Annotated in this window: 23 protein-coding genes and 1 riboswitch; of the genes, 8 read left to right on the top strand and 15 right to left on the bottom strand. The window is 75.8% G+C overall.

Annotated features, from left to right (window positions below; translation table 11 throughout):
- Positions 1 to 3 precede the first annotated feature (3 nt).
- Entirely contained in the window at positions 4 to 1,140 is a 1,137-nt protein-coding gene (locus G1H19_RS24755) for an acyl-CoA dehydrogenase family protein (RefSeq protein ID WP_162392212.1), read from the top strand.
- Here G1H19_RS24755 and G1H19_RS20630 read toward each other — a convergent pair.
- Complete coding sequence (locus G1H19_RS20630; RefSeq protein WP_152727727.1) at positions 1,133 to 1,633, bottom strand: universal stress protein; 501 nt, start codon at positions 1,631 to 1,633, stop codon at positions 1,133 to 1,135. The genes G1H19_RS24755 and G1H19_RS20630 overlap by 8 nt on opposite strands.
- A 208-nt stretch (positions 1,634 to 1,841) precedes the next feature.
- On the opposite strand from G1H19_RS20630, the gene G1H19_RS20635 reads away from it, so the two are divergent.
- On the top strand, positions 1,842 to 3,575 hold the full coding sequence (locus G1H19_RS20635; protein ID WP_152727726.1) for a sensor histidine kinase: 1,734 nt from the start codon (positions 1,842 to 1,844) through the stop codon (positions 3,573 to 3,575).
- A 31-nt stretch (positions 3,576 to 3,606) separates the two neighbouring features.
- Here G1H19_RS20635 and G1H19_RS20640 read toward each other — a convergent pair whose 3' ends face one another.
- The 3 genes from G1H19_RS20640 to wrbA all read right to left on the bottom strand — a co-directional run bounded on the left by G1H19_RS20640 (position 3,607) and on the right by wrbA (position 6,642).
- Positions 3,607 to 4,272, bottom strand: a complete 666-nt coding sequence (locus G1H19_RS20640) for a response regulator (RefSeq protein WP_162392213.1) — start codon at positions 4,270 to 4,272, stop codon at positions 3,607 to 3,609.
- An 84-nt stretch (positions 4,273 to 4,356) separates the two neighbouring features.
- The gene (locus G1H19_RS20645; RefSeq protein ID WP_152727724.1) at positions 4,357 to 5,868 is read right to left on the bottom strand and encodes a mannitol dehydrogenase family protein; all 1,512 of its coding nucleotides are present in this window, start codon (positions 5,866 to 5,868) and stop codon (positions 4,357 to 4,359) included.
- Between the two features lie 171 nt (positions 5,869 to 6,039).
- Positions 6,040 to 6,642: an NAD(P)H:quinone oxidoreductase gene (gene wrbA, locus G1H19_RS20650; RefSeq protein ID WP_152727723.1), complete on the bottom strand. Its 603-nt coding sequence runs from the start codon at positions 6,640 to 6,642 to the stop codon at positions 6,040 to 6,042.
- A 129-nt stretch (positions 6,643 to 6,771) separates the two neighbouring features.
- Between wrbA and G1H19_RS20655 the strand changes: the two genes are divergently transcribed.
- On the top strand, positions 6,772 to 7,665 hold the full coding sequence (locus G1H19_RS20655) for a maleylpyruvate isomerase N-terminal domain-containing protein (RefSeq protein ID WP_152727722.1): 894 nt from the start codon (positions 6,772 to 6,774) through the stop codon (positions 7,663 to 7,665).
- On the opposite strand, the gene G1H19_RS20660 is transcribed toward G1H19_RS20655, so the two are convergent.
- From G1H19_RS20660 to G1H19_RS20685, 6 genes are all read right to left on the bottom strand, one after another.
- Positions 7,651 to 9,420, bottom strand: coding sequence for an ABC transporter ATP-binding protein (locus tag G1H19_RS20660; RefSeq protein ID WP_162392214.1), 1,770 nt, complete (start codon positions 9,418 to 9,420; stop codon positions 7,651 to 7,653). The two genes, G1H19_RS20655 and G1H19_RS20660, sit on opposite strands and share 15 nt — an antisense overlap.
- Positions 9,417 to 11,057 carry an ABC transporter ATP-binding protein gene (locus tag G1H19_RS20665; protein ID WP_202925727.1) on the bottom strand — a complete coding sequence of 547 codons (1,641 nt, stop codon included), beginning with the start codon at positions 11,055 to 11,057 and terminating at the stop codon, positions 9,417 to 9,419. The genes G1H19_RS20660 and G1H19_RS20665 overlap by 4 nt, the downstream gene beginning before the upstream one ends.
- A gap of 76 nt (positions 11,058 to 11,133) precedes the next feature.
- Positions 11,134 to 11,733, bottom strand: coding sequence for a YceI family protein (locus tag G1H19_RS20670; RefSeq protein WP_202925728.1), 600 nt, complete (start codon positions 11,731 to 11,733; stop codon positions 11,134 to 11,136).
- An 80-nt stretch (positions 11,734 to 11,813) separates the two neighbouring features.
- Positions 11,814 to 12,665 (bottom strand): alpha/beta fold hydrolase, encoded by an 852-nt coding sequence (locus tag G1H19_RS20675; RefSeq protein ID WP_202925729.1) that lies wholly within the window; start codon positions 12,663 to 12,665, stop codon positions 11,814 to 11,816.
- Positions 12,662 to 13,510 (bottom strand): SDR family NAD(P)-dependent oxidoreductase, encoded by an 849-nt coding sequence (locus G1H19_RS20680; RefSeq protein WP_152727720.1) that lies wholly within the window; start codon positions 13,508 to 13,510, stop codon positions 12,662 to 12,664. The genes G1H19_RS20675 and G1H19_RS20680 overlap by 4 nt, the downstream gene beginning before the upstream one ends.
- Positions 13,510 to 15,006, bottom strand: coding sequence for a flavin-containing monooxygenase (locus G1H19_RS20685; RefSeq protein WP_322099341.1), 1,497 nt, complete (start codon positions 15,004 to 15,006; stop codon positions 13,510 to 13,512). Before G1H19_RS20685 ends, G1H19_RS20680 begins: the two co-directional genes overlap by 1 nt.
- Positions 15,007 to 15,185: 179 nt before the next feature.
- On the opposite strand from G1H19_RS20685, the gene G1H19_RS20690 reads away from it, so the two are divergent.
- Both G1H19_RS20690 and G1H19_RS20695 read left to right on the top strand, forming a co-directional pair.
- Positions 15,186 to 15,836: a TetR/AcrR family transcriptional regulator gene (locus tag G1H19_RS20690; protein WP_162392215.1), complete on the top strand. Its 651-nt coding sequence runs from the start codon at positions 15,186 to 15,188 to the stop codon at positions 15,834 to 15,836.
- 65 nt (positions 15,837 to 15,901) lie between these two features.
- A complete protein-coding gene (locus tag G1H19_RS20695; RefSeq protein WP_152727717.1) occupies positions 15,902 to 16,717 on the top strand; it encodes an alpha/beta fold hydrolase in 816 nt (271 codons plus the stop codon).
- Positions 16,718 to 16,758: 41 nt separating this feature from the next.
- Here the strand turns inward: G1H19_RS20695 and G1H19_RS20700 are convergent, their stop codons facing one another.
- Together G1H19_RS20700 and G1H19_RS20705 are read right to left on the bottom strand one after the other, a co-directional pair.
- Positions 16,759 to 17,487 (bottom strand): DUF72 domain-containing protein, encoded by a 729-nt coding sequence (locus G1H19_RS20700; RefSeq protein ID WP_162392216.1) that lies wholly within the window; start codon positions 17,485 to 17,487, stop codon positions 16,759 to 16,761.
- 82 nt (positions 17,488 to 17,569) lie between these two features.
- Positions 17,570 to 18,463, bottom strand: coding sequence for a bile acid:sodium symporter family protein (locus tag G1H19_RS20705; RefSeq protein WP_152727716.1), 894 nt, complete (start codon positions 18,461 to 18,463; stop codon positions 17,570 to 17,572).
- 169 nt (positions 18,464 to 18,632) lie between these two features.
- Here G1H19_RS20705 and G1H19_RS24760 point away from each other — a divergent pair, with 169 nt between their 5' ends.
- Both G1H19_RS24760 and G1H19_RS20715 read left to right on the top strand, forming a co-directional pair.
- Positions 18,633 to 19,826, top strand: coding sequence for a PucR family transcriptional regulator (locus G1H19_RS24760; RefSeq protein ID WP_152727715.1), 1,194 nt, complete (start codon positions 18,633 to 18,635; stop codon positions 19,824 to 19,826).
- Positions 19,827 to 20,124: 298 nt separating this feature from the next.
- The gene (locus tag G1H19_RS20715) at positions 20,125 to 20,646 is read left to right on the top strand and encodes a hypothetical protein (protein WP_152727714.1); all 522 of its coding nucleotides are present in this window, start codon (positions 20,125 to 20,127) and stop codon (positions 20,644 to 20,646) included.
- A gap of 9 nt (positions 20,647 to 20,655) precedes the next feature.
- On the opposite strand, the gene G1H19_RS20720 is transcribed toward G1H19_RS20715, so the two are convergent.
- The 3 genes from G1H19_RS20720 to G1H19_RS20730 form a co-directional block, all read right to left on the bottom strand.
- Positions 20,656 to 22,377: a glycoside hydrolase family 13 protein gene (locus G1H19_RS20720; protein ID WP_152727713.1), complete on the bottom strand. Its 1,722-nt coding sequence runs from the start codon at positions 22,375 to 22,377 to the stop codon at positions 20,656 to 20,658.
- A 309-nt stretch (positions 22,378 to 22,686) separates the two neighbouring features.
- Positions 22,687 to 23,604 (bottom strand): aggregation-promoting factor C-terminal-like domain-containing protein, encoded by a 918-nt coding sequence (locus G1H19_RS20725; RefSeq protein ID WP_268895461.1) that lies wholly within the window; start codon positions 23,602 to 23,604, stop codon positions 22,687 to 22,689.
- Between the two features lie 369 nt (positions 23,605 to 23,973).
- Positions 23,974 to 24,128, bottom strand: a riboswitch (cyclic di-AMP (ydaO/yuaA leader).
- 144 nt (positions 24,129 to 24,272) lie between these two features.
- Entirely contained in the window at positions 24,273 to 24,920 is a 648-nt protein-coding gene (locus G1H19_RS20730) for a class I SAM-dependent methyltransferase (protein WP_162392217.1), read from the bottom strand.
- 105 nt (positions 24,921 to 25,025) lie between these two features.
- On the opposite strand from G1H19_RS20730, the gene G1H19_RS20735 reads away from it, so the two are divergent.
- Positions 25,026 to 25,928, top strand: coding sequence for a DNA/RNA non-specific endonuclease (locus G1H19_RS20735; RefSeq protein WP_152727712.1), 903 nt, complete (start codon positions 25,026 to 25,028; stop codon positions 25,926 to 25,928).
- Positions 25,929 to 26,778: the final 850 nt, after the last annotated feature.

Consider the following 26,778-nt stretch of genomic DNA (forward strand, 5'->3'; position numbering starts at 1 on the left):
ACCGTGGACTTCAGCTACGACAACGAGCAGACCGCGCTGCGCGAGGCGGTCGCCGGCCTGCTGACCAAGGCCTACGGCGGTGACGAGCGGCGCACGGTGACCCGCAGCGAGCCCGGCTTCGACGAGGCGACCTGGGGCCGGCTGGCCGAGATGGGCGTCCTCGGGCTGCCCTTCGCCGAGGCCGACGGCGGCATGGGCGCCGGCCCGGTCGAGGTGGCGCTGGTGGCCACCGAGATGGGCAAGGTGCTCGCCCCCGAGCCGTTCGTGGAGACCGTCGTCCTGGCCGGTGGGCTGATCGCCGCCCTGGGCACCGAGACGCAGCGCACCGAGCTGCTGACCGCCATCGCCGAGGGCACCTCGATCGTGGTCCTCGCCCACGCCGAGCCCGGCCTGCGCTGGAGCCCGTCGGCCGGCTCGGTCACGGCCGAGCAGAGCGGCGACAGCTGGACGCTGACCGGGGTCAAGGAGCCGGTGCCGCACGGCGCCCGCGCCGACAGCTTCGTGGTCAGCGCCCGCACCGCCGACGGCGCCACGCAGCTGTTCCTCGTCGGCGGCGACGCCGAGGGCCTCACCCGCACCGGCTACCGCACGCACGACGGCGGCCGGGCGGCCAGGGTGGCGTTCGCCGGCACCCCCGCCGAGCTGCTCGGCGAGGCCGGTGGCGACCGCACCGCCGACGTCGAGCGTGCGCTGGCCATGGCCCGGATCGCCTACGCCAACGAGTCGGTCGGCGCGATGGACACCGCGCTGGCGATGACGTCGGAGTACCTGACGACGCGCAAGCAGTTCGGCGTCACGCTGAACAAGTTCCAGGCGCTGACGTTCCGGGCGGCCGACATGTACGTGTCGCTGGAGCTCGCCCGCAGCATCGCGCTGTGGGCGACGATGGTGGCCGACGCCGGGGGCGACGTCGTGCTCGCCGCCGACCGCGCCCGGCTGACCACCAGCCGCGCCGGCCGGCACATCGGCAAGGAGGCCATCCAGCTGCACGGTGGCATCGGGGTGACCGCCGAGTACAAGGTCGGCCACTACACCAGCCGGCTCACCGCCATCGACCACCAGCTCGGTGACGGCGACTGGGCGCTGGGCCGCCTGGCGGCCGGTGTCGCCGGCCACGAGTCGGTCGACCCGCTCAGCTGAGCACCACCCGGGGCCCCCGCTCGGGGGCCCCGGGTCGCACCACGAACCCCGACCGGCTGCGCCACGTGACCACCGTCACCGGGCACGCCGCGCGGCGCACGCAGCGGTCGCTGACCGAGCCGACCAGCAGCCCGTCGAAGCCGCCCAGCCCCCGGGCGCCCACCACCAGCATGTCCGCCCGGGCCGAGGTCGCGACCAGCACGGCCGCCGGCTCCCCGGGTGCGACGTGACAGGTCACCTGCACCCGCGGGTCCAACCCGGTCCCGGCGACGTCCGCGGTCAGCTCCCGCAGCAGGGCCGCCGGAGCGGCACCGGACTCCGTTACGGGCTGCCACACCCGCACGACGTGCAGCGGCGAACCCCGGCGCAGGCACACCCCGGCCGCCCAGCGCAGTGCGTCGTCCGCGGCGGCCGAGCCGTCGTGGCCCACGACGACCCCGCCGGCCACCGACGCCGGCACGGGCACGTCCTCCTGCGGTTGCTGCTGGTCCATCGTGTCCGTCCCCGTCTGCGACACCGGGCGCGCACCGCGCCCCGTGAGCACCCAGCGTGCCGGGCACCCGGTCCGCGGAGGAGAGCCGAAGGTCCCCCGACCGGGTGCCGAAGGTCCCGGAACGGGACGGGGCCGGTGCCGTGCGCCCCGCGCGCACCACCCGTCCCGTGCTCGCGCACGGCCGCGCCAGCTGACACCCTGGACGGCGATGCCCCCGCCGCCGCCACCGCCGGCCCACCCCGGCGCGCCCACCCCCTCGCCGCTGGCCCAGATGCGGCTGACCGAGCTGCTGGACGAGGTCCAGGAGCGGCTGTCCGCCGTCGCCCGCACCCAGAGCCGGCTGCAGGAGCTGCTCGACGCGTTCCTCAGCGTGTCCACCGGGCTGGACCTGGACCGCACGCTGCGACGCATCGCCGAGGCCGCGGCCGGCCTGGTGGACGCGCGGTACGGCGCGCTCGGCGTGCTGGGCGCCCACGGCGGGCTGGCCGCGTTCATCACCGTCGGCATCGACGACGAGCTGGCCGCGCGGATGGGCCACCTGCCCGAGGGCAAGGGCGTGCTCGGGCAGCTGATCACCGACCCGCACCCGCTGCGGATCACCGACCTGCGCGAGCACCCGTCCTCGGTCGGCGTGCCACCCGCGCACCCGCCGATGCGCACGTTCCTCGGCGTCCCGGTGCTGGTGCGCGGGGAGGTGTTCGGCAACCTCTACATGACCGACAAGGAGCACGGCGAGTTCACCGCCGAGGACGAGGCTGTGCTCACCGCGCTGGCCGGCGCCGCCGGCATCGCGATCGACAACGCCCGGCTGTACACCGAGAGCGAGGACCGCCGGCGTTGGACGGCGGCGGTCGGCGACGTGCGCGCCGGCCTGCTCGGCGGCACCGACACCGATCAGGTGCTGCAGCTGGTGGCCGACCGGGTGGCCACGCTGACCGGGGCCGACGCGGTGTGGCTGTGCGACGGCCCGGACCCCGTCGACGGCACCTACCGGGTGCAGGTGCAGTGGGGCGAGGGCCTGGAGGACTTCACCGGGGCCGTGCTGGACACCGGCACCAACCCGGTGCTGGCCGAGCTGTCCGTGGCCGGGGGCGGCGTGGTCACGCTGGACATGTCCGCCGTGGAGTACACCGGGCCCAACGCGCACGTGCCGTGGGGGCCCTCGATCGCCGTGCCGCTGCGGGGCACCGACATGCACCCGGCCGTGGTGATCGCCGCCCGGCGCACCGGCCGGCCGGGCTTCGACGCCGGACTCGCACCGCTGGTCGGCTCGTTCGCCGACCAGGTCGCCCTGGCCCTGGACATGTCGGTGCGCCAGCGCGTGGCCCGGCAGCTGGACGTGTACGAGGACCGCGACCGGATCGCCCGGGACATGCACGACCACGTCATCCAGCGGCTGTTCGCCGCCGGGCTCGGCCTGCAGGCGGTGGCCACCCGGCTCCAGGACCCGGACACCGCCCAACGGCTGTACCGGGTGGTCGACCAGCTGGACGAGACGGTGCGGGAGATCCGGACGACGATCTTCGACCTGCACACCACCGACGGCGGCGACCACAGCGACAGCCTCCGCCGGCGGGTGCTGGACATCGTCACCGAGGCGTCCGGCCCGGGCCTGCACCCGGCGGTGCGGATGTCCGGTGCGGTGGACACCCTGGTCGACGGCGCGCTCGCCGCCGACGTCGAGGCGGTGGTGCGGGAGGCGGTGAGCAACGCCGCGCGGCACGCGGGGGCGAGCACCCTCACCGTCACCCTCGACGTCGCCGAGGAGGTGGTGCTGGAGGTGGTCGACGACGGACGCGGCATCGAGCCGACCGTCGCCCGCAGCGGGCTGGCCAACCTGCAGGTCCGGGCCGTGCAGCGCGGCGGCTCCTGCGAGGTGCGGGGTGCAGCCGGCGGCGGCACCCGGCTGCGCTGGCACGTGCCGCTGCCCCCGGCCGGCTGAGGCGCCCCAGGCGGGCTGGGCCCCGTGCCGATCAGGACCCGCGGCCCGGGACCTTCAGCTCGGTGGCGAGGATGGCCGCCTGGGTGCGCCGCTCCATGCCCAGCTTGGCCAGCAGGTGGGACACGTAGTTCTTCACCGTCTTCTCGGCCAGGCACATCCGCTCGCCGATCTGCCGGTTCGTCAGGCCCTCGCCGATCAGCTCCAGCACCACCCGCTCCTGGTCGCTGAGCGAGTCCAGCGGCCCCGACGACTCGGCCGCTCGGCGCATCCGGGTCATCACCGCCGCGGTCGCGACCGGGTCCAGCAGGGAGCCGCCGGCGGCCACCGTCCGCACCGCGGTGACCAGGTCCTGACCCAGGATCTGCTTGAGCAGGTAGCCGCTGGCGCCGGCCAGCACCGCCTCGAACAGCGCCTCGTCGTCGCTGTAGCTGGTGAGCATGAGCACCCGCAGCTCCGGCAGCCGGGCACGCAGCTCGCGGCAGACCGCCACGCCATCGCCGTCAGGGAGCCGCACGTCCAGCACCGCCACGTCCGGGGCGAGCGCGGGCACCCGGGCCAGCGCCTCCGCGGCGTTCCTCGCCTCGCCGACGACGGTCACGGCGCCGCTGCTCTCCAGCACCTCGGCCACGCCCCGGCGGACCACCTCGTGGTCGTCCAGGAGGAAGACGCGGATCGGCGCCGCCCCGTCGCTGCTCACCCGTGCTCCTGTCCCTCGTCGACGCCCGCCCGGTGCAGCGGCAGGCAGCCGCCCGTCCGGGCAGTGTCGGCGTCGAGAGCCAGGTTAGGCGTCCGGCACGCCGTGACCAGGGTCGGAGGTCCCGGGTCGCAGCAGCTGCTCGAGCATCACCCGGGCCCCCGACGTGTGCAACGCCTGCAGGGCCTCGGTGTAGGGCCCGGTGAACCGCGGGTCGTCGACGAGGTCGCCGAACAGCTCCCGGTCGCGGAGGAAGGCCAGCGGGTCGGCCCGCTGGCCGGCGGCCCGGACCCGCAGCGCGGCGGCGCGGGAGTCGACCACCTCGATCGGTGTGCCGTCCTCGTCCACGCCCTCGGCGTAGCGGGCCCAGCCGGCGACGGCGGCGGCGGACAGCCGGACCTCCCCGCCGGCGGCGAGGTTGTCCCGGACGACCGGCAGCAGGAAGGTCGGGATGCGGTCGGAGCTCTCCGCGCACAGCCGGGCCAGGGTGTCCCGCACGTTGGGGTTGGCGAAGCGGCCGACCAGGTCGGCCTCGTAGCGCGCCAGGTCGATGCCCGGCACCGGCGGCAGGGTCGGCGCGCCCTCGCGCTCCAGGTAGCCGAGCAGGAAACGGCGGAACAGCGGGTCCTGGCAGGCGTCGTGCACGTAGGTGTACCCGGCGAGCACCCCGAGGTAGCCCAGCACCTGGTGGCTGGCGTTGAGCAGCCGCAGCTTCATCAGCTCGTACGGCGCGACGTCGTCGACCAGCTGGACGCCGACGTCCTCCAGCGCCGGGCGGCCGGCCGCGAACCGGTCCTCCAGCACCCACTGGGTGAACGGCTCGCACACCACCGGCCAGCCGTCGGTGACGCCGAAACGGTGGCGCAGCGCCGTCCGGTGCACGTCGGTGGTGCCGGGGGTGATCCGGTCGACCATCGAGTTGGGGAACGGCACGTGCTCGCCGACCCAGGCGCCGAGGTCGGGGTCGCGCAGCGCGGCGAAGGCGGTGAAGCTGGTGCGGGCGACGTCGCCGTTGCCCGGCACGTTGTCGCAGCTCACCACGGTGAACGGGCCGAGGCCGAGCTCCCGGCGGCGGCGCAGCGCCTCGGTGACCAGCCCGAACGCCGTCCGCGGTGGCACACCGGGTTGCAGGTCGTGCTGCACGCCGGGGTGCGCGGGGTCGAAGGCGCCGGTGACGGCGGAGACGTTGTAGCCGCCCTCGGTGATGGTGAGCGAGACGATCCGGGTGGTCGCCGCGGCCATCCGCTCGACCACCGCGTCGGGGTCGTCCGGGGCGAACAGGTACTCCACCAGGGAGCCCACCACGCGGGCGTCCACGAAGCCGTCCGGGTGGGTGACGAGCAGGGTGTAGAGGTTGTCCTGCTCGGCGAGCACGTCCCGCATCGACGCGTCCCCGGGCAGCAGGCCGACCCCGCACACGCCCCACGCCGGGTCGCCGCCGGCGCCGAGCAGGTCGTCGTAGTACACGGCCTGGTGGGAGCGGTGGAACCCGCCCACGCCGACGTGCACGATCCCGGGCACGACGGCGGCCCGGTCGTAGCCGGGGCGGGCGACCGCGGCACTGAGCGAGGGCAGGGCAGCTGCGGTGAGCCGCGGCATGGGTTCCTCCGGGGCGCACGGGAAGGGTTGCCGACACGCTAGTGCCTCCGCCCGCGACGCCGCCCTCCGGCGGCCGAGCCGTCAGGCCGCCGGGGGCGGTGCGACACCCGGGCGTCGCACCCGGCGGCCGGAGCGGTCCCGGCCGCCGGGTGGGCGGCCGGGACCCGGCGCTCAGGAGACGAGCTTCGCGGTGATCTCGGCGAGCCGGCGGCCCTGGTAGCGGGCAGCCGCCAGCACCTCGGCGGAGGCGGCGGCGGAGTCGCCACCGGAGGAGACCGAGGCGCCGTACGGGTTGCCCCCGGCGGCGAAGACGCTGGGGTCGGTGTAGCCGGGCGGCACGATGATCGCGCCGAAGTGGGTGAAGATGTTGAACAGGGTCAGCAGCGTGGACTCGTTGCCGCCGTGCGTGTTCTGCGCGCTGGTGAAGGCCGTGGCGCCCTTGTCGGCCAGCTTCCCGGTGAACCAGAGCCCACCCAGGGAGTCGATGAACTGCTTGAGCTGCGCGGCCGGGGTGCCGAAGCGGGTGGGCGTGCCCAGGGCGTAGCCGTCGGCCCACTCCATGTCGGCGGGCGTGGCGACCTCCACGGTCTCCGCGGTGGCGTCGACGTGGGCGCGCCACAGCGGGTTGGCGTCGATGGCGGCGTCCGGCGCGAGCTCGGCGACGCGGCGCAGGCGCACCTCGGCACCGGCGTCGGCGGCACCGGCGGCGACGGCCTCGGCGAGCTGGTGGACGTTGCCGGTGGACGAGTAGTAGACGACGGCGATCCTGGTCATGCGGGTGCTCCTCCGGGACGACGGACGCGCCTTGTTGACGCGTCAACATACTTGACCGAGGGTACCCCCGGGACGGGCCGGCCGGCACCACGGCGGGTGACCGGCGGGCGGCCGGGTAGGGCCGGGGGCATGACGACCCGGACGCACGGCATGGCCGACGCCGGCCGGGACGAGGTCGGCCGGCGGGTGCTCGCCGCGTGGGACGCCTTCCTGGCGCAGGCGACCGCCGCCGACCTGTCCCGGCCCACCCGGCTGCCCGGTTGGCGGGTGCACGACGTGTGCGTGCACCTCGGCGTCTGGCACGACCACGCCGCGCTGGCCGACCTGGTGGCCGGCGCGCACGCCGGCGGCAGCGGTGCGCCCCCCGACGTCGACGCGGTGAACGCCCGGGTGGTCGGCGCGCACCGCGACGCCGCCCGCGCGGAGGTGCTCGCCGCCCTGCAGCGCGCCCGGCAGGCCACCGCGGACCTGCTGGCCCGCGAGCCGGCCTGGCTGGACACCGCCCCGACGATGTCCACGGTGGGCCGGCTGCCGCTGCTCGGCGTGGTCTTCGCCCAGTGCTACGAGCTGGCGGTGCACGGGCTGGACCTGCAGGCAGCCGGCGCGCCCGCGGTCGCGGCGGAGGTGCTGCACAGCGGGCTCGGTGCGCTGGCCGACGTGACCGGGGCGCTGGCGGCGGCCTGCTCGATCACCACCCGGACCACCCTGGCCACACCGGACGGCGGTTGGTCGTCCGCCGCCGGGCCCGACGGGTGGACCCTGCGCGCGGTGCCCGCCGGGCCGGTGACCGGGACCGGGGTCGAAGCCGCGGCGCCGCTGCTGCTGGAGGCGGCCGCGGGGAGGACCAACCCGGTGGCGGCACTGGCCCGGCGCAGGCTGGTGCTGCACGACCTGCCGGGGCTGCTGGCACTCGCCCCGATCGTGCATGCCGCCCCCGGCATCCCCGGCGGACCTGTGCTGCAGCTCGCCGCCCGCACCCTCGGCGGGGCCGGCGGCCTGCTCGGCCGGCTACGGGGCCGGTGACCCGTCCGGCCGGCCGTGCCAGGACGCCCAGAGCGCGGCGTACGCCCCGCCCCGGTCCACCAGCTCCTCGTGGGTGCCCACCTCGGTGAGCCGGCCCTGCTGCATCACCGCGACCCGGGTGGCGGCACTGGCGGTGTGCAGCCGGTGCGCGATGGCGATGACGGTGCGCCCGGTGAGCACCGCGGCCAGCGCCGCCTCGGTGCGCCGGGCCGACGCCGGGTCCAGCAGCGCCGTCGCCTCGTCCAGCACCACGGTGTGCGGGTCGGCCAGGACCACCCTGGCCAGCGCCAGCTGCTGCAGGGCCGCGGCGTCGGGCCGGTGCCCGTCCGGGCCGAGCACGGTGTCCAGCCCGCCGGGCAGGTCCAGCACCCAGCCGGCACCCACGGCGACCAGAGCGGCGGCCAGCTCGTCGTCGGCGGCCCCCGGCCGGGCCAGGTCCAGGTTGTCCCGCACGGTGCCCAGGAACAGGTGCTGCTCCTGGGTGACCAGCACGACCTGCCGGCGCAGCTGCTCGGGTGCCAGGTCGGCCACCGGCACGCCGCCGACGGTGACGCTGCCGGTGCGCGGCCGGTGCACGCCGGCCAGCAGCAGCCCGAGCGTCGTCTTGCCCGCCCCGGACGGCCCGACCAGCGCCAGCCGCTCCCCCGGCTGCACCGTCAGCCGGACGCCGGCCACGGCGTCCCGGTCGCTGCCGCCGTGGGCGAAGTGCACGTCGTGCAGCTCGATCCGGTCCCCGTCCGGGACGGCGGACGGGCGGTGCGGCGGCGGCCCGGTCAGGGAGGCCACCCCCTCCACCCGGGCGAAGGCGGCGGCGCTGCTCTGCAGCTGGTCCATGGCCTGCAGCACCACGTCCAGCGGCTGGGCGAGCTGGCGCAGGTACAGCGCGCAGGTGACGACGGCGCCCACCGCCAGCCGGTCGGCGTCGACCAGCGCACCGCCCACCACGAGCACCAGCACCACCGGCAGCACGGCGGAGACGTCGACGGCGGGGAACAGCACGCTGCGCAGGTGCAGCGTGTGCAGCTGGGCCCGCCGGTTGGCCGCGACGGCGTCCCCGCACGCCTCGGTGCGCCGCTGCTGCAGGCCCAGTGCCTCGATCGTGCGGGCACCGGCGGTGTCGGCGGTGAGCTGCTCGGCGAGCACCGAGGAGGTGGCGCCCTCGGCCAGGTAGCCGGCCCGGGCCCGCCGCAGGTACCACCGCGCGGCGACCGCGACGCCCAGCAGGCCGACCGTGCCGGTCAGGCCGAGCAGAGGGTCGACGACCAGCACCGCGACGACGAGGGCCAGCGCCTGCACCGTGGCCACCGCCACCGCCGGGACGACGTCGCGCAGCGCGCCGCCCACCACCGCGACGTCGCTGGTGCCGCGGGTGGCCAGGTCCCCGGTGTCGACCCGCTCGACGGCCGCCGCGGGCAGGGCCAGCGACCGGTCGAGGAAGGTCTCCCGGATCCGCGCCTGGACGCGCTCGCCGAGGCGCTGCCCGCCCCGGCGGGCGAGCCGGGTGAGCACCAGCTGGGCTGCGGCGGCGGCCAGCACGCCGGCCGCCAGCCGGTCCACCGCGGCCGTGCCCCCGCCGGCCAGCACCGTGTCCACGATCCGGCCGATCAGCCACGGCCCGGCCAGCCCGGCGACGGCGGCAGCCCCGGTCAGCAGCAGCACGCCCGCCCCGGCGCGGCGCTCGGGGGCGAGCAGGCCGAGCGCGGCCCGGCGCACGTGCCCGCGCCCGGCCACCGGCAGCCCGGCACCGCTGGTCACGGCGTGCCCGCCGGGTCGTCCCGGGCCACGATCGAGCGGTACCACCCGTCGGCGGCCAGCAGCTCCCGGTGCGACCCGGTCGCCACCACCCGGCCCTCCCGGAGCACGTGCACGGTGTCCACCCGGTCCAGCACCAGCGGTGAGGTGCTGGTGAGCATGGTCGTGCGCCCGGCGCGGGCGGCCCGCAGCCCACCGGCGACCGCGGCCTCGGTGTGCGCGTCCAGCGCCGAGGTGGGCTCGACGGCGAGCAGCACCGCCGGGTCGGCGACCAGCGCCCGGGCCAGCCGGACCCGCTGCCGCTGCCCGCCGGACAGGGAGCGGCCGTGCGACTGCACCGGGGCGTCCAGCCCCCCGGGCAGCCCGCGGACGACGTCCTCGGCGGCGGCGGCGTGCAGGGCCCGGGTCAGCGCGCCGTCGGCTGCGTCGGTGCGGCCGCGGAGCACCTCGCGCAGCGTGCCGGCGAACAGCTCGGCGTCGCCGTCGGCGAGCAGCACCTGCCGGCGCAGCCCGTCCAGCGGCACGTCGTCCAGGCGGACGTCGCCCCAGCGGGCGTCGGAGTCGACGAACCGGCCCAGCCGCTCCAGCACGGCCGCGGACTCCGCGGGCACCCGCGCGACCAGCGCGGTGAGCCGGCCCGGCTCCACCCGCACCCCGGACGCCGGGTCGACCAGCGCGGCCGGCGCCGCGGGCACGGCCGCGCCGCCGCCCGGGGACAGCACCGGCTCCTGGTCCAGGAAGCGGGCGATCCGCCGGCCGGCGACCACCGCCCGGGCCAGCTGTTGGCTGCCCTCCACCAGGAAGTACACCGGCACGGACAGCACCGCCGCGTACCCGTAGACGGCGACGAGCTCCCCGGCGCTGATCGTGCCGGCGGCGGCCATCCGGGCGGCCAGCCAGGTCACCGCACCCAGGAACACGGCGGGCAGGCCGACCGCCAGGGCGTCGACCCAGCTGGTCACCGCGCCCACCCGGTGGCCCTCCTCGCGCAGCCGGGCCGATGCGGCGTGGTAGCGGGCGCCGTGGGCCTGCTTGCCGCCGAAGGCGTTGAGCACCCGTAGGCCGTCGACCACGTCGACCAGCCGCGCGGTCAGCTCCGACTGCGCCTGCCGGTAGCCGGACTGCACGACCTGCAGCCGGCCGAGCAGCGGGCCGAGCAGCACCGCGAGCACCGGGACGCCGACCAGCGACACCACCGCCAGCAGCGGGGACACCGAGAACAGCAGCACCGCCACCACGGCGTAGCCGGCCACCGAGGCCAGCCCGGGCCCGGTCACGGTCATCGCCAGCGCCACGTCGGCGACGTCGGCCAGCCCGATGGTGGTGACCTCGCCGGCAGCCACCCGGCGGGAGAGCCCGGAGCCGAGCCGGTGCACCTGCTGCACCACGACCTGGACGACGGCGTACCGGGTCTCCATCCGCAGCCGGCTGAGGGTGCGGTGCCGGGCGGTGGCGGCTGCGGCGGTGAGCACCCCCACCCCGAGCAGCACGCCGGCCCAGCCCAGCAGTGCGGCGGTGTCCCGCGGGGCGAGGCCGTCGTCGACGGCCCGGGAGAGCAGCAGGGGCTGCACGGCCAGGCCGGCCATCCAGAGCAGCGAGAGGACGGCACCGGTGGCGACCCGCCGACGCTGCCGGCGCACCGCCCAGCCGAGGAACCGGATCGGTCCGGACCGGTCGGCCGGCCCCGGGCGCGGGGGCGGCCCAGGGCTGGTCAGGTCAGCCGTTCTTGATCGCCGAGACGTCGAACTCGATCTGGATCTTGTCGCTCACCAGGACCCCGCCGGTCTCCAGCGCCGCGTTCCAGGTCACGCCCCACTCGCTGCGCCGGATGACCAGGGCGCCCTCGAAACCGACCCGGAGGTTGCCGAACGGGTCCTGCGCGGAGCCGGTGAGGGTGAAGTCGACGGCCACGGACCGGGTGACGCCCTTGATCGTCAGGTCGCCGGTGACCCGGTAGACGTCCTCGTCGACCTGCTCCACGCCGGTGGAGGCGAAGGTGATCCGCGGGTGGCCGGCGACGTCCAGGAAGTCGGCGGAGACCAGGTGCGCGTCCCGGTCGGGCTGGCCGGTGTCCACGCTGGCGGCGTCGATGCTCAGTGACACCGTGCTGGCCTGCGGCTCGGCCGTGTCCAGGTGCGCCGCGCCCTCGAACCGGGTGAAGGCGCCGCGGACCGTGGTGACCATCGCGTGCCGCGCGCGGACCCCGATCCGGGAGTGCGCGGCGTCGACGGTGTAGTCCCCGGTGACGTCGGCCAGGGCGCTCGTGGCGACGTCGAAGTCGGTGGCGCCCGCCTCGGTCGCTCGGTGCTTGGCCACGTCAGCCGTCCTCCTCCAGGTGGTGTACGCCACCATCCTGCCGGACGACGGGCCACCGGGACGCGCCCGGGGGCGACCGATCAGCCCGGGTGCTCGTCCCAGAACGCCTGCACCAGCTCGGCGAACTCGTCGGCGCGCTCGATCTGCGGCATGTGCCCGGTGCCCGGGAACAGGTGGGTGCGGGCGTGGGCGAGGTCGCGGCGGGCGCCGTCCAGGTGCGTGGCCGGCAGGACCCGGTCGGCGTCGCCCCAGGTGACCAGGGTCGGGATGCCGTGTGCCCGGACCTGGTCCAGCAGCTCGCGGCGCCAGTGCGGGTGCACCCCGCGCAGGCCACCCAGGCTGCTGGCGGTCTCCAGCAGCACCCGGGTGCCGTGCGGTCGCCCGGCGAACCGGTACCCGCGCCGCACCCGCTCGTCGGTGGCCAGCGCCGGGTCGGCGAACAGCGACTGCTCGGTGTGCCGGGCCGCGGCCAGCGTGGGCCGGCGCAGCAGCAGCCGGGCCAGCGGCCGGATGGCCAGCAGCCGCAGCGTCGCCGTCACCTCGCGGCCGAAACCGGCGCTGTTGACCAGGGTGAGGGTGCGCACCCGCGGCGGGGCCTGCACCGACAGCTGCATGGCCACCGCGCCACCCAGCGAGTTGCCGGCCACGTGCACCGGCCCGTCGATGCCGAGGGCGTCCAGCAGGTCCTCGACCGACCGGGCCAGCGTGGGCAGCGAGTACGGCTCGCGCAGCGGCTCGGACTCGCCGTAGCCGGCCAGGTCGGGGGCGAGCACCCGGTACCGGCCGGCCAGCAGCGGCACCTGCGGGTCCCAGTCCTCCAGGCTGCGGGCGATGCCGTGCAGCAGCAGGACGACCGGGCCGCTGCCCTCGTCCCGGTACCGCACCCGACGCCCGCGGACGTCGACCAGGCGGATGCCCGTGGTGGCGGTCACCGGCGCTTCCGCAGCCGGGCCGTGACGGTGGTCAGGCCGGCCAGCAGCCGGCCGTAGGAGCCGGGTGCGACCCGGGCCAGCAGGTCGGGCACCACGGCGCTCATGCCGATGAGCAGCCGGGGCCGGCGCTTCTCGACCGCTGCCACGATGAGCTCCGCGGCCTGCTCCGGCGGGAAGGTGAGCAGCTTCTCGAACTGCTTCTTGCCGGCCTCGGCCTCGGCCTGCGGCACCCCGGAGGCCACCCGCGCGGCCGCGGCGATGCCGGTCCTGATCCCGCCGGGGTGCACCGACGTCACGCCGATGCCGTCGTCGACGAGCTCGTGCCGCAGCGCCTCGGTGAAGCCGCGGATGGCGAACTTGCTGGCCGAGTAGGCGGTCTGGCCGGCCGGGGCGATGAGGCCGAACAAGCTGGACACGTTGACCACGTGCGCACCGGGGTGGGTCTTCAGCACCGGCAGCAGAGCGTGGGTGAGCCGTACGGCGGCGGTGAAGTTGATCGTGATGACCCACTCGAACTCCTCGAGCGTGGTCTGGTCGAAGCGCCCGCCGAGCGCCACCCCGGCGTTGTTGACCAGCAGGGTGGTCTCCGGGTGCCCGGCGGCCAGCGTCTCGCCCAGCCGGCGGGTCTGCTCGGCGTCGGAGAGGTCGGCGACGTGGGTGGTCAGGGTGACCGCCGGGTGCGCGGCGCGCACGGTCTTGGCCACGAGTTCCAGCCGCTCGGCGTCCCGGTCGACGAGCACGAGGTGGCTGCCGCGGGCGGCGAGGGAGTGGGCCAGGGCGGAGCCGATGCCACCGGCGGCACCGGTGACGACGGCGGTGCCGCCGGCGACGACGTAGGGCTGCATCAGGCGACTGCTTCCTTCTCGGGGACGGTGCCGACGGGCGTCGGGACCGGGGTGCCGGACCACGATGGCGTGCGGGGCTGGAAGGTCATGCCCTCGTCCGCCAGGGGACCGCGCTTCATGAGCCACAGGTCGCGGAAGTAGTTCTGGTGCAGCTTCCAGGGCGCGCGGGAGCCCTGCCGGGGCAGCGCGTCCAGGCTGCGCTGCACGTAGCCGGAGGACAGGTCCAGGAACGGCGCGTCGGCGCCCTCGGGCGGGGCCACCGGCGTGGCCGAGGCCAGGTCGTGGGTGTCCAGGTACCGGATCAGCCGGCAGACGTAGCGGCTGATCAGGTCGGCCTTGAGCGTCCACGAGTTGTTGGTGTAGCCGATGACCAGCGCGAGGTTCGGCACACCGGAGACCATCATCCCCTTGTAGGAGACGGTCTCGGACGGCTCGACCGGCCGCCCGTCCACCTCCACGGTCATGCCGCCCATCGTGAGCAGGTTCAGCCCGGTGGCCGTCACGACCACGTCGGCGGGCAGTTCCTCCCCGGACCGCAGCCGGATGCCGTGCTCGGTGAAGGTCTCGATCTGCCCCGTGGCGATCGACGCCCTCCCCGACCTCAGGGCGCGGAACAGGTCGCCGTCGGGCACCAGGCACAGCCGCTGGTCCCAGGGCTGGTACGGCGGGGAGAAGTGGGTGTCCACGTCGTAGCCCACCGGCAGCTGTCGCAGCATGCCGGTGCGGATCAGCTTCTTCATCAGCTCCGGCCGGCGGCGGCTGACCTGGTAGGACGTCGTGGTCATGACCACGTTCTTCCAGCGCACGACCCGGTGGGCGACCCGCTCCGGCAGCCGCTGCTGCAGCCAGGACGCCAGGGGGTCGGTGCCCGGCAGCGCCACCACGTAGCTGGGGGTGCGCTGCAGCATCGTGACGTGCTCGGCGTCCGGGGCCAGGTTCGGCACCAGGGTGACGGCGGTGGCGCCGCTGCCGATGACCACGACCCGCTTGCCCGTGACGTCGAGGTCGGCCGGCCAGTGCTGCGGGTGCACGACCTGCCCGGTGAACTGCTCGGTGCCGGGGAGGACCGGGGTGTACCCCTCGTCGTAGCGGTAGTAGCCCGAGCAGACCGACAGCCACGAGCAGGTGAGCTGCACCGTCTGCTCGCCGTGCCGGGCGGTGACCGTCCAGCGGGCGTCGGCGCTGGACCACCGGGCCGAGACGACCCGGTGGCCGAAGCGGATGTGCTCGGTGACGCCGTGCTCCCGGGCGGTGTCGACCACGTACTCGCGGATCGAGGCACCGTCGGCGATCGCCCGGGCGCTGCGCCAGGGGCGGAAGTCGTAGCCCAGGGTGAACATGTCCGAGTCCGAGCGGACGCCCGGGTAGCGGAACAGGTCCCAGGTGCCGCCGATGGCCTCGCGGGACTCCAGCACGGCGTAGGTCTTGTCCGGGCACTCCCGGGTGAGGTGGCAGGCGGCGCCGATGCCGGACAGGCCGGCGCCGACGATCAGCACGTCCACATGCTGGGGGGCCGGTTCGGACGGGGCGATCGGATCGGCGTCCGGGTGGTGGCGTGTCATGACTCCCCTGTCTGCGCGGCCGGGGCGGCGCTCCGCGGTCCCACCGTAACGACACGGCGTCGATTCGGTCAACAGTGTGTCGAGAGCGGGGTGGAGGCCGTACCCTCGGGCTCGTGTCCCTCCCCCCGGCCCGCGTCGCCGCTCGCGGCCGGCGGGCGGCGCGCCCGTCCGGGGACGACCGGGAACTGGCCATCCTGGCCACCGCGGAGCGGCTGCTGGCGGAGAAGCCGCTGAGCGCGCTGTCGGTGGACGACCTGGCCCGGGGCGCCGGCATCTCCCGGCCCACCTTCTACTTCTACTTCGCCTCCAAGGACGCCGTCCTGCTCACCCTGCTCGACCGGGTGGTCGCCGAGGCCGACGCCGCGTTCACCGGCGGGGTCTTCGACGGCCTGCAGGGCGGCACCCGGGAGAACTGGCGAGCCGCACTGACGGCGTACGTGGACACCTTCCGTGCCCACCGCTCGGTGGCGCTCGCCGCGGCGAGCGCCCGGCCGGACAACCGCGAGGTGCGGGAGCTGTGGGCCCGGGTGTGCGAGGGGTGGGTGCTCCGCGCCACCGAGGTCATCGAGGCCGCCCGCGCCCAGGGCACCGCGCCGGACGGGCTGCCCGCGCGGCAGCTGGCGATCGTGCTGAACTCGATGAACGAGCGGGTCGTCTACGGGACCTTCAGCGGCGACGGCCCGGCAATACCGGAGGACCAGCTGGTCGACGTGCTGCTCGACGTCTGGCTCACCACCATCTACCGGACGCCGCATCCCGCCTGAGCAGGACGGCACGGTGCACCCGTCCGGGGGACCCGGCGGGCCCGGCCCGCCCGTAGGGTGCGGCCATGCAGCTCGTTGATCATGACGTGCCCACCGTGCTCGGCCGGCTCCGGGTGCGCGTGGGCGGCGGCGGGCCGGCGGTGCTGCTGTGGCCGAGCCTGCTGACCGACGGGTTGCTCTGGCGCTCCCAGGCCGCGCTGCTGGCCGACCGGCACACCGTGCTGCTGGTCGACCCGCCGGGCCACGGTGCCAGCGAGCCGCTCACCGGGGGCTTCACCCTCACCGACTGCGCCACCGCGCTGCGCCAGGTGCTCGACCACCTCGACCACGAGGTCGCGCACGTGCTCGGCGCCTCCTGGGGCGGCATGGTGGGCGGCACGTTCGCCGCCCTCAACCCCGACCGAGTGGGCAGCTGCGTGCTGCTGAACGCGACCGCCACCGCGGCCGGCCGGCGCCAGCGGCTGCAGATCGCCACCCTGCTGCGGTCGGCCCGGCTGCTCGGCGGGCTGCACCCACCGCTCACCGGCCAGGTCGTGTCCGCCTTCCTCGGACCCACGTCGCTGCGCGAACGGCCCGACGCCGTCCGGTACGTGCGGGAGGCAGCGCAGCGGGTGGACATGGCCTCGGTGTCCTGGGCGGTGCGCAGCGTGGTCGTCGACCGACCCGACCAGCGCCGGCTGTTCACCGCGATCAGCACCCCGGTGCTCGTCGTCGCCGGCGCGGAGGACAGCACGTTCCCGCCGGCCGAGGGCCGGGCGCTGGCCGACGCCGTCCCCGGTGCGGAGTTCGTGATCGTCGACGGTGCGGCGCACCTGCTGCCGGTCGAGGTCCCCGGCCGGGTCGACGAGCTGGTCGGTGAGTTCCTGCGCCGCACCGTCTGACCGGCCGGGCCGACCCGGCCCCGACCCGGTCCCGACCCGGCTCAGCCGCCGAGCAGGCCCCGCAGGTCGGCGGCGTTGCGGACGGCGTGGCCGTCGCCGTCGTTGTTGAAGTAGGCGTACACGTCCCGGCCGGAGCCGGCCCACTCCCGGACCCGGTCGGCCCACCAGTGCAGGTCGGCCGCCGGGTAGGAGCCGGCGTAGAGGTGGTCCGGGTCGGGACCGTGCAGCCGCACGTAGACGAACGGCGCCGTCGCCCGCAGCACGCAGGGCAGCCGTGCGCCGCTCGTCACGCAGTAGGCGGCGCCGTGCCGCTCGAGCAGGTCGAACACCGCCTCCTCGTGCCAGCTGGGGTGCCGGAACTCCACCGCCACCCGCATCCACGGCGGCAGGCACCCCAGGAACCAGCGGAGCCGCTCGTCGTCCCGCTCGTGGGCCGGGTGCAGCTGCACCAGCAGCACCGCCCGCCGGTCGCCCAGCTCGTGCCAGCAGGCGGCGATCCGCCCGGCCCACGCCTCGGGGGCGTACAGCCGCTTGGCGTGGGTGAGCCCGCGGGGCGCCTTGACCGACAGCGCGAAGCCGGGCGGGAGCCGCCGACGCCAGCCGGCGAACGTCGCGGTGCGGGGCCACCGGTAGAAGCTGGCGTTGAGCTCGACGGTGTCGAAGCGGCGCACGTAGTGCTGCAGCCGCTCACGTGGCGGCGTGCCGGGCGGGTAGAGCACGCCGTCCCAGTGGTCGTAGCTCCAGCCCGAGGTGCCGACGTGCACGCTCACCGGGCCCACCGTGACCCGCCGCCGCCCGCGCGGGTGCCCCGGCGACGGGCACCGGCCCGCCGGGCAGGCGGCATCGCGCTGGTCAGCGGCCCGGCTGCCCCGCCGGGACGGCGCCCTCGGCTGCGGCGTTGCGCCGGGACATCAGCCGGGCGAAGGCGCCGCCGGTGAGGAACATGAACACGCTGTAGACCGCGGCCGGGATGGTCAGCCGCGGGTCGATCAGCGAGCCGACGGCGATGGCGACCGTGCTGTTGTGCACGCCGAGCTCCAGGGCCACCGCCGTCGCCTGCCGGCCGTCCAGCCGGCCCAGCCGGGCCAGGGCGAACGAGACGCCCATCGCCAGCAGGTTCAGCGTGACCACGGCGAGGGCCAGGTCGGCGATGTCGTCGGCGACCCGGCCGAACTCGGAGGCGACCGACACCACGACGACGACGAGGAACGCCACCAGGGCGACCTTCCTGGCCGTCTCCTGCCGGGCCACCGCCCAGTCGGTGCGGCGGCTGCGGATCAGCATCCCGACCGCCAGCGGCACGACGGTGATGGCGAAGACCTGCGCGCTGGTGCCGACCAGGCTCACGTCGGCGGACAGGCCGGCGTCGAACCGGTCGATCGCCAGGCCGAGGTACAGCGGCACGGTGACGACGGCGGCGATGCTGGACAGCGCGGTCATGCTCACCGAGAGCGCGGTGTCCCCGCGGGCCAGGTGGGTGAGCATGTTGGCCGTGGTGCCGCCGGGGGTGGAGCCGAGCAGCACCAGCCCGACCGCGAAGAACGCGTCCAGCCCGTACAGGGTGGCCACGCCGAAGGCCAACAGCGGGGACACGACCAGCAGGTTGCCCAGTCCGATGAGCACCCCGCGCGGCTGGGTGAGCACGCGCCGGAAGTCGGCCGGGGTGAGACTCAGCCCCAGGCTGCCCATGATCAGGGCCAGGGCCAGCGGCAGGGTGACCAGCACGACCGGTGAGGTCTCAGCCACGGGTCTGCCCCCGGGCGGCGGTGTGCGTGCTCATGCGACTCCCTCGTCGACGGTGTGGCTCACAGGTTGGCGGCTGAGCGGCTGCTGTGCACGGTCGCCGGCGGACACCAGCGGGCGATGTGGTGGTCGGTCATCGACAGCGGGGCCCGTGCCCGGGCGATGATGGGGCGTGGCCACCACACCCCCGCCACCGGGCGGGCTCCCCGGCGTCCGCCCACCCCGGGCCGCTGCTCCCCCGGCGTCCCCGCCTGCGCCGGCACCGCTGCCTGCACCGCTGCCGGCCAGCGTGCTCGCCGCCCTGGCCCGGCTGGAGCCGGCCCTGCCGGCGTTCGCCGCCACGCTGGCCGAGGAGCTGCGGGCCGCGGTGCCCGCACTGTCCCGGCTGCCGCGGGTGGCCGTGCACGACCTGGTGCTGACGCTGCACCTGGCCGCGGTCGAGGGCGCCCGCTGGGGCATCGGGCCCACCCCGGCGCAACTGCAGGTCAGCGACCGGCACGTGGCCCGTCGCGCCGAGCTGGGCATCGGCGTGGTCGACGTGCTCGCCGGCATCCACCTGTCCCAGCGCCGGTTCGCCGACGCGGTGGCCGCCGAGCTCGGTCCGGACGCCACCGCGGCGGACGTGCTGGCCTTCACCCGGTTCGGCGACGCCTGGGTGGAGGAGCTGCGCCGGCACGTGCTGCTGACCCACCGCGACGTCGAGCTGGAGCTGGCCCGGGGCGGTGCGGTGCTGCGGAGACTGGTGTCCGGCGGGCGGGTGGACGAGCTGGCGGTGCAGGGCATCGACCCGCGGGGACCGCTGCACCTGACCCGGGTCCGGCCCCGGCACGGGGAGGCGGTGTGGGCCACCGAGGCATCGCTCACCGGCGTGCTGGGCCGGGCGGTCACCGGCTGGCTGGACGGCACGGTGACCGCGGTCAGCGCCGCGGCCCCGACCGGGGAGCTGCCCGGCCACCGGGTGGTCACCGCCGGGCCGCTCGCCCCGGCGGACCTGCCCCGCGCGGACGCGCTGCTGCGCACGGCGCTGGAGCTGCGCGAGGAGCCGGGCCTGGTCCGGCTGGCCGACGTCGCGGTGGCGGTGGCGCAGGCCGAGCAGCCCCTGCTCGGCGCGCTGCTGGCCGCCGAGCTGCTGGCCGGCCTGGACCCCACCGACGCCGACCACGTGGCGCTGGTCGAGACGGTGCGCTGTCACCTGGCCGGCGGCGGCCGGCAGGACCGGGCGGCGCGGGCCCTGCACGTGCACGTCAACACGGTGAAGCACCGGTTGGCCCGGTTCCGGGCGATCACCGGCACCGACGTGCAGGGGCTCCCCGCGGCCCTGGCCTGGGCCGCGGAGGTGTGGCTGGCGGCCGCGCGCCGCGACTGACCCGCGGAGCCGCCCCGGCGCCCCGGCGCCCCGGCGCCCCGGCGCCCCGGCGCACTTTTCGGGCTCAAGTCAGGTGGGGTCCGGGCGGGCCGGTGGTCGGGCGGGCCGGGGGTAGGTGCGAGCCGGGATCAGAACGGGCCGCGCTCTGGGCGGGCCGGGGTCCGGGTGAGCCGGGGTCCGGGTGGGGCGGGGTCAGATCGGGGGCGCGGGCTGCCGATGACCGGCACGGGACGACGGCCGCGCACCTGCGCGGTGGCTCCCGTGCCGGCCGGACGCCGTTCCGGGGAGGGGACGCCAGGTGCAGATCGCCGCGAGCCTGGCCGTGGTCCGCGCCGCGTACGCACCCCCGCCGGTGCCGCGGGCGCCGGTCGAGGCGCCGGCGCTGCCGCCGGCCACCGCGGACGCGACACCCGCCGAGCCGCTGTGGGCCCGGTGGCCCGCCGTTCAGGAGCCGGCCGGGCTGCCCGCCGACGACTGGGCCCGCTACTCCCCCGGGACGGACGACCTCAGCCGGCTGACCCCGGGCGACCGGGAGCTGCTGCACGCCGTCACCGGCACGCACGTCACCTCCGAGGGCGTCGTGCTGGGGGACGCCGGGGGCGAGCTGGACCCACTGGTCACCGCGGTGGCGCAGGACCGGCGGTCCGGGGCGCTGACCCGGGAGCTGGGCCCGGAGGTGCTGGCTGAGCTGGTGGAGCGGATCGGCGTCGACGTGGTGGACCCCGGGCACCTGGCCCGGGCCGACGACTTCTTCGCCGCCCGCGACCACCGGCGGGCCGAGGACCCGCACCCCCGCTCGTCGTTCACGATCGACCTGTAGCGGCCCGGCTCAGCGGCGCAGCACCCGGGCTTCCCAGGGGGCGAGCACCGCGGGGTCGGCGACGGGCAGGTTGCCGAGCACCAGTTCCGTACCGGGCGCCTGCGGCAGCAGCGCGGCGAGGTCCTGCGCGGTGCCCGAGACGTTGCAGACCACCAGCAGCGTCTCGGCGTCGCCGTCGTCCGGGTGCAGGGCACGGGTGAAGGCGTACACCTGCTCGTGGTCGGGCAGCAGCATGGTGAAGTCGCCGAGCGCGACCACCGGCAGGTCGTGCCGCAGTGCGATCAAGGCCCGGTGGTGGGCCAGCACGGAGTGCGGGTCGTCCCGCTGGGCAGCGGCGTTCCACTCCACGTGGTCGGGGTTGACCGCGATCCACGGCGTCCCGGTGGTGAAGCCGGCGTGCGGGGAGGCGTCCCACTGCACAGGGGTGCGGGCGTTGTCCCGGCTCATGGTGCGCATCACCGCGAGGACCTCGTCCGGGTCCTGACCCAGGGCGACCGCCTGGGCGTGGTGGTTGAGCGACTCGATGTCCCGGAAGTCGGCGAGGGAGGCGAAGGGGGCGTTGGCCATCCCCAGCTCCTCGCCCTGGTAGACGTACGGCGTCCCGCGGTGCAGGTGCAGCAGGGTGGCCAGGCAGGTCGCCGAATCGCGCCGGTGCGCCGGGGAGTCGTCCCCGAACCGGGACACGGCGCGCGGCTGGTCGTGGTTGTCCCAGTACAGGGAGTTCCAGCCGACGTCGGCCAGCCCCTCCTGCCAGCGGCCGAGGGAGGCCTTGAGGTCGGTCAGCCGCAGCGGCCGCGGCTCCCACTTGGAGCCCCCCGTGTCCAGGCCGACGTGCTCGAACTGGAAGACCATGTCGACCTCGGCCCGGGTGGCATCGGTGAACAGGCGGGCCTGCTCGACGGTCACCCCGGGCATCTCGCCCACGGTGAGCACGGCCGGCTCGCGGCCGGCGAACACCTGCTGGTGCATCTCGTGGAGGAACTCGTGGACGCGCGGGCCGGTGAGGACGTGCGGCGACGCGTCGCCGTAGGGGGTGCCGGGCACCAGCGGGCCGTCCTGCAGGCCGCCGTCCGGCCCGACGACCTTGGAGATCAGGTTGACGACGTCCATCCGGAAGCCGTCGACGCCGCGGTCGAGCCACCAGCGCATCATCGCGTAGACGGCCTGGCGGACCTCCGGGTTCTCCCAGTTGAGGTCGGGCTGCTTGCTGGCGAACAGGTGCAGGTAGTACTCACCGCTGGCCTCGTCCCAGGTCCAGGTGGGCCCGGAGAAGTAGGACTGCCAGTTGGTCGGCTCGGCGCCGGGCGTGCCGGGGGTGGCGCCCTCGCGCGGGGCGCGCCACCAGTACCAGTCCCGCTTCGGCGAGTCCGGCGAGGACCGCGACTCCACGAACCAGGGGTGCTCGTCGCTGGTGTGGTTGACCACCAGGTCCATCACCAGCCTGATGCCGCGGGCGTGCAGCGCGGCCAGCAAGTCGTCGAACTGCTGCAGCGTGCCGAAGGTGGGCTCGATGGCCTGGTAGTCGCTGATGTCGTAGCCGTTGTCGGCCTGCGGTGAGGGGTACACCGGGGACAGCCAGACCACGTCGACGCCGAGGTCGCTGAGGTGGTCCAGCCGCGCGGCGATGCCGGCGAGGTCACCGATCCCGTCCCCGTCGCCGTCCATGAACGACCGCGGGTACACCTGGTAGACGACGGCGGTGCTCCACCAGGGCGGGTTCGACGGGTCCATGCGCCCACCCTGCCCGAGACCACCGACGGCGAACCGCCCGGTGGCCGGCGGGTGCCGCATCAGCGGCCGCGCCGGTGGCGGGCGGGGCCGCGACGGTGACCGGGGGGTGCCGCGTCAGCGGCCGCGGCGGGACCGGCCGCCGCGGGCCGGGTTGCCGCCGGTGAACGGGCAGCCCGGGCAGCGGGGCCGGGACCGGCAGCAGATGTCCGCCGCCGGCGGCTCCTGCCGGCGGTCACCCCGCCTGCCCTTCTTCCCCACCGGCGCTCCCCCGTGCTGGTCGGTCCGGACGGAGTGCTCGCCGGGTGGTGATCAGTACCAGTTGTTGGCCTGCGAGTGGCCCCACGCCTCGCACGGCGAGCCGTAGACGCGATCGATGTAGACCAGCCCGGCGTCGATCTGCCGGTAGCCGTCGGAGGTCTTGGTGAAGCCGGTCAGCGCCCAGGTGGAGTTGAGGAACTGGGCGATGCCGTACGCGGTGCTGGTGGGGTTCTGGGCGTTCGGGTTCCAGCCGCTCTCCTTGCCCCACAGGCTCTGCAGGCAGCTGAACTGCGAGGCGTCGCCGCCCAGCTGCTGCAGCGCGTAGTCCTTGAATGACGCCGGGGTCGCGGCGGCGGCTGCTGCCGCGGCGGCGGCCTCGGCGGCCTTGCCGGCCTCCTCGGCGAGCCGGGCCTCCTCGGCCTTGCGGGCCTCCTCGGCGAGCCGGGCCTGCTCGTCACGGACGGCCTGGTCGGCGGCCGCCTGCGCGGCAGCGGCCGCGCCGGCGGCCGCGGTGCGCTCGGAGCGGGTGGCCGCCTCGTCGGCGAGCCGCTGCGTCACCTCGGTGGCACCCGGCACGGACGCGGCGGCGGTGAGGCTGAGCTGCTCGGCGACGCTGACCCGCTGGCCGTCGGCGGCACCGGCCTGCGCGGCGGGCTGGCCGGCGACCATGACGTTGAGCAGCACCGCGCTGGTGGCGGCGACAGCCAGGCAGGCGGCGGAGCGGCGCACGCCCCTCGGCGGTCGGCGGCGGGCGGGGGTGATCGCGGCGCGGTGCGAGCCGGTGCGGCGGGGGGCGGTGCCGGCGGTGTCCGCGGTGGTCGCGGCGGACCCGTCCGTGGCGGTGTCGGTCGCGGGGGTGGCGGCGTCCGGGGTGGTGGTCGCGGCGGTGGTGTCGGTCGCGGCGACCGGGGTGGTGGTGGGCTCGTCGGTCGAGGCGGGTGCGGTCGTGCGGGCGGGCAGGCGGGACATGTGTAGGGGGTGCTCCGGGTGAGAGGCGCGCACCGGCAGGCCGCCGGAGAGGGCGGCGCGGGTGCAGCGGTGTTCGGGTGGACGACGCCGGGGGCGGCGGCGGTGAGCTGGCCGGGGGACGGTCTGCAGCGCTCGCTCCGTCGGGAGCGGCTCAGCCGAGGACGGGAAGGGGCCTCGGGGAGGTGTCCGGCACGCGGGCTCGTGGGCCCGGGCGGATCAGCTGCGGACGGCTCCGGGTCAGCCGCGCATCAGTGGGATGCGACGTCCGGTGTGCTCGTGGCGGTGCTGCTCGAGCATGTGCTCGGCGTCCTGCTGCGGGGCACGTGATCGTGCCCGCTCGGTGCGTGGGCGCGCCATCAGGGCGGCTCTCCGTTCTTCCGCTGCCGCCTACCGAGTTAGCTGACGGGTTCGGGCGGGAAGGCGCCCTACTCGCGCCGAGCTGGGCTCGGTGCGGGATTCACCCCGGTGCTGCGGTGGGTCCCCGGCTCGCTCTCCGGGGGAGGGCGACTCGGCGGCGTCCGGCACGGGCTCCCCGAGTGGGGAAGGAACGACCGACCGGACCTCTCGAACGTAGGGAACCTGTCAAGTGATGACCACCACGGGGCCTACGTTTCGTCAAGGCTCCGCGACGGCGAGTGACGAGTCGTGATCATCGTGCGGTATGTGGCTCAAGGCAGGCGCCAGACCCGGGTGCGCCGGATGCCCGGCCCCTCGGTCTCCGGGACGTCGTAGCCGGCGACCTCGACCAGGCGCTCACCGGGCAGGTAGGGCCGTCCCGGGTCGCCGATGAAGACCTCGCTGCCGGCGGCGCGGGCGGCGTCCAGGAAGGGCAGCACCCGCTGGGTCATCTCCCGGTCGTAGCAGACGTCACCGGCCAGGACGACGTCCACGTCGGGCGGGCCGGCGTCCAGCACGTCGCCGACCGCGGTGATGCCGGTGACCCGGTTGGCCCGGGCGGTGACCCGGACAGCGGTGACCGCGAACGGGTCGACGTCGCTGGCGACGACGGTGGCCGCGCCGGCGAGCCGGGCGGCGACGGCGACCAGGCCGCTGCCGGAGCCGAGGTCGAGCACGCGGGCGCCGGCGACGACGTCCGGGTGGTCGAGGACGTAGCGGGCGAGGGCCAGCCCGCCCGGCCAGGCGGCTGCCCAGAACGGCGGCGCGTCACCGGCGCCGCCGGCGTCGGACTCCATGGCCTCCCACAGGGCGACGACGTCGGCCGCGACGTGCAGCAGCACCTCGGGCACGAAGTCGGTGCGGACCTGCTGGGTGTGCTCGCGGACGAACCGCGCCGGCACCTGTCGCTGTGTCGCCACCGCACCAGTCCACCGTGGCTCTGCTGCGGAGGTGCCGCCGGGTGTCGGCGCCGGCCGGGTGCCGGCGGCCGCCGGGTGTCGGACCGCTCCCCTACCGTCGGCGGCATGACCGGTGCGCAGCGCGAGGACCTGTCCGGCCGCAGCGGGCTCGACGAGCGGTTCCTGGGGGTGCCGGTGCCGTTGCCCGGGCCGGTCGAGTCGGTGCCGACGGTACGGCTGGAGTACACGCACTTCAGCGTGCTGCTGCGCACCGACCGGCGGCTGGCCGCGGTGACCGGTGTCGCGGTGGACGGTGCGCTGCTGCAGGACCTGGACCGCTCGGGCATCGACTGGCGGCTGGACCCGCGGTTGCCGGCCGACCAGCAGACCGGTGAGGACGTGTACGCGCGCAACGACCTCGACCGCGGACACCTGGTGCGCCGCGCGGACGCCGTGTGGGGGTCGACGACGGCGGAGGCGCAGCAGGGCAACCGGGACACGTTCCACTACACGAACGCCGCGCCGCAGGCGGCGTCGTTCAACCAGGGCGAGACGCTGTGGCTGGGCCTGGAGACGCTGGTGCTGGAGAACGCGGCCACGTACGACCGGCGGCTCGTGATGTTCACCGGCCCCGTGCTGGACGACGACGACCCGCGGTACCGGGGCGTGCAGGTGCCGCTGCGGTTCTTCAAGGTGGTGGCGTTCCTGGACGGCGGTCAGCAGGGGTCCGATCCCGGTCCGCTGGCCGCCGCCGCGTACCTGCTGGACCAGACACCGCAGGTCGAGGACGTGCCCGGTGTGCTGGCCGGCGCCCAGGCCGCCGGCGACCCGCCGCCGCTGGGCCCGTTCCGCACCTTCGGTGTGCCGGTGGCCGACGTCGCGTCCGTGACCGGCCTGGACCTGGGGCCCCTGGTGGACGCCGACATCCGGCCCGCGGTGGGCGTGCAGGCCGGGTCCGCGCCGGGCGCGCCGTCCGGTTGGGTGCGGTTGCGGACGGCCGCGGACGTCGTGCGGTCACTGGGGCGCTGACCCGCCGGTCCCGGGGTGCCTGGGGAGCCGGGATCCGGGTCTCGAGGGCTCGAGGGCTCGAGGGCTCGAGGTCCCGAGGGCTCGAGGTCCCGAGGTCCCGAGGGCTCGAGGTTCCGAGGGTGGAGGGTCCGAGGTCCCGAGGGCTCGAGGTTCCGAGGGTGGAGGGTCCGAGGGTGGAGGGTCCGAGGGTGGAGGGTCCGAGGATCCGAGGGTCCGAGGATCCGAGGTCCGGGGCACGAGAGTTCGGCATCCGGGGTCGCTGGTCCCCTTGGTGTTGGATCTCGGCTCCCTGGACCTGAGGCCGGGCCGGGGGTCGGAGTCGGTGGCTTCGGCCGTTGTCGCATTTCGTGCCGTCCGGTGGCCGTACGTCCACTCACGGTGGGTTGTCCGGCGGCCCCCCGTTGACGACAGCGCCGCGGGTGATGGACGCACCGTCTGGTTGCGGCATGGTCTGGCACGGAGCCGGCCTGGCCCGACGCAGCACCGCATGCGGCTGATCGGTCGTCGCGACAACACCCGCGCGTCCGCCCAACACCGACATCCGGTGCGTCTGTCGCGCCGCGACACCCCACCCCCGCGCGTCCGTCCCAAGGTCAACATCCGGCGCGTCTGGCCCGCCGCGACACAGTGACCGGTCGCAGTGACACGACCCATCGGCGAGAGGGCGCGCCGTGTCCTGCCCGACCACCTGCGCGGCGCGTGCTGCGATCAGAAGGGCGGCGGGTCGTCTGCCGGGTCGATCGCAGTGCCGGGCCACGACCTCGATCCGGCCGCCACGTGCGTGTCGAGCAGTCCTGGTGGTGTGGTGCTGCGGGTGATGCCGCCGGGGGTGGTGACGGTGAGGGTGCCG

Source organism: Goekera deserti (assembly GCF_010685995.1).
Lineage (GTDB): Bacteria > Actinomycetota > Actinomycetes > Mycobacteriales > Geodermatophilaceae > Goekera > Goekera deserti.

Excerpts from the sequence above, each read along its gene's own strand:
- wrbA (WP_152727723.1), bottom strand. The coding sequence starts at position 6,642 with ATGACCAGGATCGCCGTCGTCTACTACTCGTCCACCGGCAACGTCCAC.
- G1H19_RS20720 (WP_152727713.1), bottom strand. The coding sequence starts at position 22,377 with ATGGACCCGTCGAACCCGCCCTGGTGGAGCACCGCCGTCGTCTACCAG.
- G1H19_RS20735 (WP_152727712.1), top strand. The coding sequence starts at position 25,026 with ATGACCGGTGCGCAGCGCGAGGACCTGTCCGGCCGCAGCGGGCTCGAC.
- G1H19_RS20655 (WP_152727722.1), top strand. The coding sequence starts at position 6,772 with ATGACGACCCGGACGCACGGCATGGCCGACGCCGGCCGGGACGAGGTC.
- G1H19_RS20680 (WP_152727720.1), bottom strand. The coding sequence starts at position 13,510 with ATGCAGCCCTACGTCGTCGCCGGCGGCACCGCCGTCGTCACCGGTGCC.
- G1H19_RS20630 (WP_152727727.1), bottom strand. The coding sequence starts at position 1,633 with ATGGACCAGCAGCAACCGCAGGAGGACGTGCCCGTGCCGGCGTCGGTG.
- G1H19_RS20695 (WP_152727717.1), top strand. The coding sequence starts at position 15,902 with ATGCAGCTCGTTGATCATGACGTGCCCACCGTGCTCGGCCGGCTCCGG.
- G1H19_RS20635 (WP_152727726.1), top strand. The coding sequence starts at position 1,842 with ATGCCCCCGCCGCCGCCACCGCCGGCCCACCCCGGCGCGCCCACCCCC.
- G1H19_RS20725 (WP_268895461.1), bottom strand. The coding sequence starts at position 23,604 with ATGTCCCGCCTGCCCGCCCGCACGACCGCACCCGCCTCGACCGACGAG.
- G1H19_RS20645 (WP_152727724.1), bottom strand. The coding sequence starts at position 5,868 with ATGCCGCGGCTCACCGCAGCTGCCCTGCCCTCGCTCAGTGCCGCGGTC.